Source organism: Pseudomonas sp. R19M, from assembly GCF_050312585.1.
Classification (GTDB): domain Bacteria; phylum Pseudomonadota; class Gammaproteobacteria; order Pseudomonadales; family Pseudomonadaceae; genus Aquipseudomonas; species Aquipseudomonas palleroniana.
Window position 1 is genome coordinate 23,761 of sequence record NZ_JBNPJV010000056.1, and the last position, 7,558, is coordinate 31,318.

General features: G+C 59.4%; 7 protein-coding genes. 3 read left to right on the forward strand and 4 right to left on the reverse strand.

Features of this window, described 5'->3' with window-relative positions; all coding sequences use genetic code 11:
* The first annotated feature begins 1 nt into the window (after window position 1).
* Window positions 2-772, forward strand: coding sequence for an electron transfer flavoprotein subunit beta (locus tag ACQRBT_RS11525; RefSeq protein ID WP_412047665.1), 771 nt, complete (start codon window positions 2-4; stop codon window positions 770-772).
* A gap of 744 nt (window positions 773-1,516) precedes the next feature.
* Here ACQRBT_RS11525 and gbcA read toward each other — a convergent pair.
* Window positions 1,517-2,812 (reverse strand): glycine-betaine demethylase subunit GbcA, encoded by a 1,296-nt coding sequence (gene gbcA, locus ACQRBT_RS11530; RefSeq protein ID WP_060753367.1) that lies wholly within the window; start codon window positions 2,810-2,812, stop codon window positions 1,517-1,519.
* Window positions 2,813-3,093: 281 nt separating this feature from the next.
* On the opposite strand from gbcA, the gene gbcB reads away from it, so the two are divergent.
* Window positions 3,094-4,194: a glycine-betaine demethylase subunit GbcB gene (gbcB, locus tag ACQRBT_RS11535; RefSeq protein WP_060753366.1), complete on the forward strand. Its 1,101-nt coding sequence runs from the start codon at window positions 3,094-3,096 to the stop codon at window positions 4,192-4,194.
* A gap of 438 nt (window positions 4,195-4,632) precedes the next feature.
* Here gbcB and ACQRBT_RS11540 read toward each other — a convergent pair whose 3' ends face one another.
* The 3 genes from ACQRBT_RS11540 to ACQRBT_RS11550 all read right to left on the reverse strand — a co-directional run bounded on the left by ACQRBT_RS11540 (window position 4,633) and on the right by ACQRBT_RS11550 (window position 6,671).
* The gene (locus ACQRBT_RS11540) at window positions 4,633-5,166 is read right to left on the reverse strand and encodes an REP-associated tyrosine transposase (RefSeq protein ID WP_161548690.1); all 534 of its coding nucleotides are present in this window, start codon (window positions 5,164-5,166) and stop codon (window positions 4,633-4,635) included.
* A gap of 91 nt (window positions 5,167-5,257) precedes the next feature.
* Window positions 5,258-5,458 carry a hypothetical protein gene (locus tag ACQRBT_RS11545; RefSeq protein ID WP_090368345.1) on the reverse strand — a complete coding sequence of 67 codons (201 nt, stop codon included), beginning with the start codon at window positions 5,456-5,458 and terminating at the stop codon, window positions 5,258-5,260.
* Between the two features lie 172 nt (window positions 5,459-5,630).
* Window positions 5,631-6,671 (reverse strand): low specificity L-threonine aldolase, encoded by a 1,041-nt coding sequence (locus ACQRBT_RS11550; protein WP_060753363.1) that lies wholly within the window; start codon window positions 6,669-6,671, stop codon window positions 5,631-5,633.
* A gap of 90 nt (window positions 6,672-6,761) precedes the next feature.
* Between ACQRBT_RS11550 and ACQRBT_RS11555 the strand changes: the two genes are divergently transcribed.
* Complete coding sequence (locus tag ACQRBT_RS11555; protein ID WP_412047664.1) at window positions 6,762-7,490, forward strand: TraX family protein; 729 nt, start codon at window positions 6,762-6,764, stop codon at window positions 7,488-7,490.
* The last annotated feature ends 68 nt before the right edge of the window (window positions 7,491-7,558 follow it).

A 7,558-nucleotide genomic window follows, 5' to 3' on the forward strand; every position in this document is an offset into this window, starting at 1 on the left:
CATGACGACGAATGTAATCAGCCTGGTTTCCATTGGCGCCCATCCCACTTCCGGGCGCCCGCGCCGTGCGGAGCAGGATGCGCGTGCGGTCGAACTGGGCCTGCAAATGGCTGGGGATAAGTTGCAGGTGTTGCACGCCGGCAATGCTGCCGAACCGACGTTGCGCAGTTATCTCGGCATGGGCTTGCCGCAACTGCATGTGCTGGAACAACCGGCCGGCAGCGATGCCTTGCCGGTGCTCGGTGAGTATCTACGCGACGCGGGGGCCCAGGTGGTGCTCGCCGGCAGCCAGGCGGAAACCGGCGAAGGCTCGGGTATGTTGCCGTTCCTGCTGGCCGAGCAATTGGGCTGGCCGCTGATCGTGGGGCTCGCCCAGGTGGAGTCTATCGACGGCGGCGTCGCCCATGTGCTGCAAGCCTTGCCGCGTGGCCAAAGGCGGCGCCTGAAGGTGCGCCTGCCGTTCCTCGCCACGGTGGATAACGCGGCGCCCAAGCCTCGGCAGAGTGCCTATGGCCCGGCGCAGCGCGGCGAGCTGGAGGCGCATGAGGTTGAAGTGCTGGAGGATGAGTTATTCACAGGCGCCGTGCTGCAGCCGGCCAAGCCTCGGCCCAAACGCCTCAAGGTGATCAAGGCCAAGAGCGGTGCCGACCGGATGAAGGCGGCTACCGCTAAAGCCAGTGGCGGCGGTGGCCAGGTGCTCAAGGGACTCAGCCCGCAAGCGGGCGCCGAAGCCATTCTCAAGCTGCTGGTTGAGGAAGGCGTGGTTCGCTGATCCTTGTAGGAGCGAGCTTGCTCGCGAAGACGTTAACGATAATGCAGCGTGCCCGGTTTGACGCGGCGCTCTCAGGTTCTTCGCGAGTAAGCTCGCTGCTACATTACCCACAATCCCTGTTGAACCGTCTGTGGATAACCTGTTCGCGGTTGTCCACACCCCATACAGATCAAGCCCTGTAGCCCTCTGTACGAAAAATAACCAGTCTAACTGGCGGTTTTTTATAGGTTTTTTCCTGATTTCATTCATTTCGTTGCACAGACTTTCCCCCAAAGTCTGTTGGCGCTTCTGTGGATAAGATGTTCGCTATTGGCTGGAACCCTTATGAATAAAGGCTTTCATGGAGTTGGTCAAAATTTGATCTATTTCGGCTTTTTGTGCTCTGAAAATCCTGAATGCCGTGTTTTGTGAAGGTTTGGCGTGGTTTTCCACAGCGAGGCTGAAGTTGCCCCCAAAGTCTGTTGGTGGTTCTGTGGATAAGGTGTTCGCGTACTACTACAGGCCACGTTTTACGTAGCTTGTAGAGTTGTGGTTAAAAAATGATCAGCGCCTGCTTGATATCATCCACTTGAACAAGTCACGGATTTTCTTCAGTTAATTTCTGAGGGCGAGCGCAGTTGCCCACAATTGCTGTGGGTGGCTTTGTGGATAAGTTGTTGGGCGAAGGCTGGAGGGCAGGGGAATCAAGAGGCATCCGGGGGCTGGATGTTTTTTGTACAAACCAGCCCCTGGAGGGTCAACGCGTTATTCGTGAACCGCAACGCCCTTGAGGTACGGCGCCGGAGCGGCCCCCAGGTTGCTCAACATGCGCTCGCTGTACCAATCCACGAAGTTGACCACGCCGAACTCATAGGTCTTGGAGTACGGGCCTGGCTGGTAGGCGGTGGAGTTGATACCGCGCTGGTTTTCTTCGGCCAGGCGACGGTCCTGGTCGTTGGTGGCGTCCCACACCTGGCGCATACGTTCCACGTCGTAGTCCACACCCTCTACGGCGTCCTTGTGCACGATCCACTTGGTGGTGACCATGGTTTCCTGGGCGCTGATCGGCCATACGGTGAACACGATGATGTGGTCGCCCATGCAGTGGTTCCATGAGTGGGGCAGGTGCAGGATGCGCATCGAGCCAAGGTCCGGGTTCTTGATGCGCCCCATGAGTTTGGCGCAACCCTGCTTGCCGTCCATGGTCATCGACACGGTGCCCTTGAGCAGCGGCATGCGCACGATACGGTTACGCAAGCCAAAGCTGGCATGGGCGTAAGGGATTTTCTCGGCATCCCAGGCTGCGGCGGAGGCGGCTACATGGTCCTTGAACGCCTGGTCGGCGCGGGGGTCGGTGACGTCGTCCCATTCCAGCAGGGTTTTCAGCAGTTCGGGGTGCGAGGCGTTGCAGTGGTAGCACTCGCGGTTGTTCTCCAGCACCAGCTTCCAGTTGGCTTTTTCCATCAAGGTGGTTTGCACCGCCACCTTGGTGTTCTCCATGTCGTAGGGTTCCATGTAGTGATTCAAGGTCGACAGGAAGTCGTCGATGGCCGGCGGGTTTTCGGCCAGGCTGATGAAGATGTAGCCGCCGGCGGTCTTCACATTCACCGGTTTCAGGCCGTACTGCTTCATGTCGAAGTCGGCGCCCATCTCGGTGCCGGCGAACAGCAGGCGACCGTCCAGTTCGTAGGTCCACTGGTGGTAGTGGCAGACCAGCTTGGCGACCTTGCCCTTGTCGCTGGTGCACAGGCGTGAGCCACGGTGGCGACATACGTTGTGGAACGCATGCACCACGCCTTCGGCGCCACGGATCACGATGATCGGGTTCTTGCCCACTTGCAGGGTCAGGTAGTTGCCCTTGGTGGGGATCTCGCAGGTCATGCCGGCGATCAGCCACTCTTTCTGGAAGATCTCCTGCATGTCGATATCGAACAGCCGGTCATCCGAATAGAACGGTTGTGGCAGCGAAAAGGTGCGCTCGCGTTCTTGCAACATTTGCGCGGTGGCCTTGCGTGCGGGTTCCAGCGGATCGCCCAAGCTTAAGGTTGCGGTGACGTCCATCGTATGTGTCCTCATGGCCATTCAGTGTGGCCGGCGAATAGTGGCTACGGTTGTACTACGCAAGGCGTAAAGAAAGCGTCGTTGTTGGGGGGAGTGTGGGGCCGCCGACTGCCAGAACCTTGTCCATTAGCGACATGGCCCACTCTGATCCCGACGCGCAACCCCCGTGGTATGGGGGCTGGTCGCGATAAGTATGTGAATGTCGCAGATAGGTAAATGGGCGCATTCGGCGTTACGCAAAATCGCCATCATCAGGCCGACCTACGGCTACGGAGAACAGCATGTCCAATAACTTCCTGAACCCGGTAACTACCCAGACCTGGGCCAATGGTCGGCATATCGTCCGTTGCGTCAAAGTCATCCAGGAAACCTGGGACGTGCGCACCTTTTGCTTCATGGCCGACCAGCCGATCCTGTTCTTTTTCAAGCCGGGGCAATTCGTCACCCTGGAGTTGGAAATCGACGGCCAGCCAATCATGCGCTCGTACACCATTTCCAGTTCGCCATCGGTGCCGTACAGCTTCTCGGTGACGATCAAGCGCGTCCCGGGCGGCCGGGTTTCCAACTGGTTGCACGACACCCTGCACGAAGGCCAGGAGTTGGCGGTGCACGGGCCGGTCGGGCTGTTCAATGCCATCGACTTCCCGAGCCCTAAAGTGCTGTACCTCAGCGGCGGTGTCGGAATCACGCCGGTGATGTCCATGGCCCGTTGGTTCTACGACACCAACGCCAACGTTGACATGACCTTTATCCACAGCGCCCGCTCGCCCAAGGACATCATCTATCACCGCGAGCTGGAACACATGGCGTCGCGCATTGATAACTTCAGCCTGCACCTGATTTGTGAGAAGCACGGCTTGGGTGAGCCCTGGGCGGGGTATCGCGGTTACCTGAATCACAAGATGCTCGAACTGATGGTGCCGGACTTCCTGGAGCGCGAAGTGTTCTGCTGTGGCCCAACGCCCTATATGAACGCCGTGAAACGCCTGTTGGAGGCCGCAGGCTTCGACATGGCGCGCTATCACGAAGAATCCTTCGGGGCTACGCCGCCGGAAGCCCGCGCCGATGCGGTGGAGCAGGCTGAACAAGCCGCCGAGGCGCCGGAAATCGATTTGGCGGATTTGCATCAAGTGGAGTTCATTGCTTCAGGCAAGAGCATTCGCGTGGCTCCGGGCGAAACGGTGCATGCCGCAGCGGCCAAGCTTGGGCTGCTGATTCCAAAGGCGTGTGGCATGGGCATCTGCGGAACGTGCAAGGTGATGAAGCTGGGTGGAGAGGTCGAGATGGACCACAACGGCGGGATTACTGAGGAAGACGAAGCTGAGGGTTACATCCTGTCGTGCTGCAGCGTGCCTAAAGGTGATGTGCGAATCGAGTTCTGATCCACTCAGCTCGTTCCCACGCTCACCGGCCCAACTCACGCAAGGCTCACGGTGTGACGCAGAGCGTCACGGGCTGCATGCCCACGCGGAGCATGGGCACGATCACCGGCGCAGCTCGTTCCCACGCTCCGCGTGGGAACGCCGCCAGGGACGCTCTGCGTCCCGCCTTCACGCAAGGCTCACGGTGTGACGCAGAGCGTCACGGGCTGCATGCCCACGCGGAGCATGGGCACGATCACCGGCCCAGCTCGTTCCCACGCTCCGCGTGGTAACGCCGCCAGGGACGCTCTGCGTTCCGCTTTCACGCAAGGCTTGCGGTGTGACGCAGAGCGTCACGGGCTGCATCCCCACGCGGAGCATGGGGACGATCACCCGTTCAGCTCGTTCCCACGCTCCGCGTGGTAACGCCGCCAGGGACGATCATCGGCTCGCGAGCTGTCAGTACCAGCGTTGGATGTCGATCAGCCCTGGCATTCCGGCATAGTTGCGGGCACTCGAATACCTCCAGTGTTCAGCCAGATCCACGTAACCCCGTTTGACCGGGTTATGGTGGATGTAATCGAGCTTCTGGTGCATCACAGCCTCGCTGTACACCAACTCCGCGTGTGAGCCCTCCTGCCAAAGCTGATAAGCCCGATCCGCCTTGTGTGCGCGTTTGCTGAAGCGCAGGCGTTGCAAAACACGTTCTGCGCCTTTGCTCTGCAGGTCATCAATGATGGTTCGGGCAGTGAAGGACTTGAATCGGCTGACGCATTTGCCAAGGTCAGGCGCCTGGGCGACGAAATGCAGATGGTTCTCGAGAACGACATAGCCGTAAAGGTTCAAGGCTTCATGGCTTTGTTGGTATCGCCAGCAATCCAGAAGATGGCCGACGATGTAATCACGGGTAAACAACGGTAGCCATTCCATGACGGTACAGGTCAGGAAGTGTGGTTTCTCGGGTTCGGTGATGACGTAGCGGCTTCTGCCCATGGGGTCGTCCTTGCATCGGGGGCGGCTTGGGCGCAGAGCGCCCGGGGCGTGCATTCCCACGCGGAGCGTGGGAACGATCGATCAAGGAGGGTTATTGGGCGTAGATGTGGACGACGAAGTGCTGGCCTGATGCTGTCAATTCATAGACTTTGTCGTAAATCCGCAGTGTGCGCGATGGCTCTCGGATGGTGTCACCGACTTTTGCGTACTTCCTGAATTCATCCCAATCGATGACGGTGGTGCTGATAGTGCCGTCGCTTTGCAGAGTGTCGCCGTTGCTTTGGTATTCCATGGTTTGTCTCTCTTCTGGATTTCCGTTTCCAGCCGGGTATGCGGCAGGCGGTTAGCCCGAAAGGCGGGCTGTGCAGCGGCCTTTTCCTTTCGGGTTCCAAGAGGCTAGTCAATGAAATTCCAGTGTGTGGCTGTCAGAAATATCAAATAACAGACTCGGCGTTACGCCAGTATCAGGCACCCATCACTGTCCGAATATCCGCGGCTAATTCTCTTACACGCTCCTCCTCGGTATCCCACGCACACATGAAGCGTGCGCCGCCTTTGCCGATGAAGGTGTAGAAGCGCCAGCCCTTGGCCGTCAGTGCGGCAATGGCTGGTTCCGAGAGCTGCAGGAAGACGCCGTTGGCCTGCACCGGGAACATCAGTTCAACCCCTGGAATATCCGCCACCAGGCTGCTCAGCAATTGTGCGCAGTGGTTGGCGTGCCGGGCATGCTTGAGCCAGGCGTCATTTTCCAGCAGGCCCACCCAGGGGGCGGAGAGAAAGCGCATTTTCGACGCCAGTTGGCCGGCCTGTTTGCAGCGGTAGTCGAAGTCTTCAGCCAGTTTGTGATTGAAGAACAGGATCGCCTCGCCTACGGCCATGCCGTTCTTGGTACCGCCAAAGCACAATACGTCCACACCGGCTTTCCAGGTCAGGTCGGCGGGGGAGCAACCGAGGAAGGCGCAGGCGTTGGAGAAGCGCGCGCCGTCCATGTGCAGGTTCAGGCCCAGTTCCTTGCAGGTGGCGCTGATGGCGCGGATTTCATCCGGGGTGTACACGCTGCCGACTTCGGTGGCTTGGGTCAGGGTCACTACGCGGGGTTTGGGGTAGTGGATGTCCTGGCGCTTGAGGGCGATCTCGCGGATGGATTCCGGGGTCAGCTTGCCATTTTCGGTGCGGGCGATGAGCAGCTTCGAGCCGTTGGAGAAAAACTCCGGCGCGCCGCATTCGTCGGTTTCGACGTGAGCGGTTTCCGAGCAAATCACGCTATGGTAGCTCTGGCACAGTGAGGACAGCGCCAGTGAGTTGGCCGCGGTACCGTTGAAGGCGAAGAACACTTCGCAGTCGGTTTCGAACAGATTGCGGAAACCGTCGGCGGCGCGGTGGGTCCATTCATCATCGCCGTAGGCGCGTTGATGCCCCTGGTTGGCTTGTTCCATGGCGGCCCAGGCTTCCGGGCAGATGCCGGAGTAGTTGTCGCTGGCGAATTGTTGGCTCTTGTCGGTCATGGCCCATTCCTGTGGTCGATGTTGGTGCGCACTGTAACCAAGATTGTCGGGCATACGCACGCGCTGTAAATGCAGAGTCACTGGGGAATTATGCACGGTACTGAAACAATGGCTGTCGGACGTGTCCGCGATGGCGCTCTGGACCTGCTCAAGTGGCTGGCGCTGCTGAGCATGGTGCTGGATCACCTGCGCTATGTCGGCTTAAGCCTGGATGGCTTGTATGTGCCGGGGCGCCTGGCGTTCCCGTGGTTTTGCCTGGCGATTGCGGCGAATCTGCATCGGGGCCGCGTCCTGCCGGCAAGGGGCCGCTGGCGCTATCTGGGCTGGTTGTTGCTGTTCAGCGCGATCAGCGAAGTACCGTACCGGTTGTTTATCGAGGATGCCGATACGTTGAATGTGCTGCCAACCTTGGCGCTGGGTTTGCTGGTTGCCCGAGGATGGCAGCAAAAGGGCCGGGTTGATCGAGGCATGGCGCTGATCGCCGTCACGATAGCCGCCCTGTTTTCAAGCCACTTAATGTTCGGTTTCTTTGGTGTATTGCTGCCATTGGTGATGCTGCTGGTGTTCCGTCGCCGATGGTATTTCAGTGTGTTGCCGGGCTTGGTCTGCGTGGCCGCCAACCAATGGCAGATATTGCTCGATAACGGCACGCCGGTTGCGCTGATGGGATTGGTTGCCTGCCTGATTGCGCCACTGGCGGGCCTGGTCTTATTGCGACACGCCAAAAACGCCTCGCCGCCCGCCATGCGCCGCTGGGCCTATACCCTCTATCCCGTGCATTTCCTGCTGCTGCTACTCGTTCGTCAAGCTATCGCCTAACCCCTTGTGGGAGGGGGCTTGCTCCCGATAGCGGTGTGTCAGCCACTGCATTTGAAAGCTGGCCCACC

Coding starts and splice junctions, on each gene's coding strand:
- ACQRBT_RS11525 (WP_412047665.1), top strand. CDS start 2: ATGACGACGAATGTAATCAGCCTGGTTTCCATTGGCGCCCATCCCACT.
- gbcA (WP_060753367.1), bottom strand. CDS start 2,812: ATGGACGTCACCGCAACCTTAAGCTTGGGCGATCCGCTGGAACCCGCA.
- gbcB (WP_060753366.1), top strand. CDS start 3,094: ATGTCCAATAACTTCCTGAACCCGGTAACTACCCAGACCTGGGCCAAT.
- ACQRBT_RS11540 (WP_161548690.1), bottom strand. CDS start 5,166: ATGGGCAGAAGCCGCTACGTCATCACCGAACCCGAGAAACCACACTTC.
- ACQRBT_RS11545 (WP_090368345.1), bottom strand. CDS start 5,458: ATGGAATACCAAAGCAACGGCGACACTCTGCAAAGCGACGGCACTATC.
- ACQRBT_RS11550 (WP_060753363.1), bottom strand. CDS start 6,671: ATGACCGACAAGAGCCAACAATTCGCCAGCGACAACTACTCCGGCATC.
- ACQRBT_RS11555 (WP_412047664.1), top strand. CDS start 6,762: ATGCACGGTACTGAAACAATGGCTGTCGGACGTGTCCGCGATGGCGCT.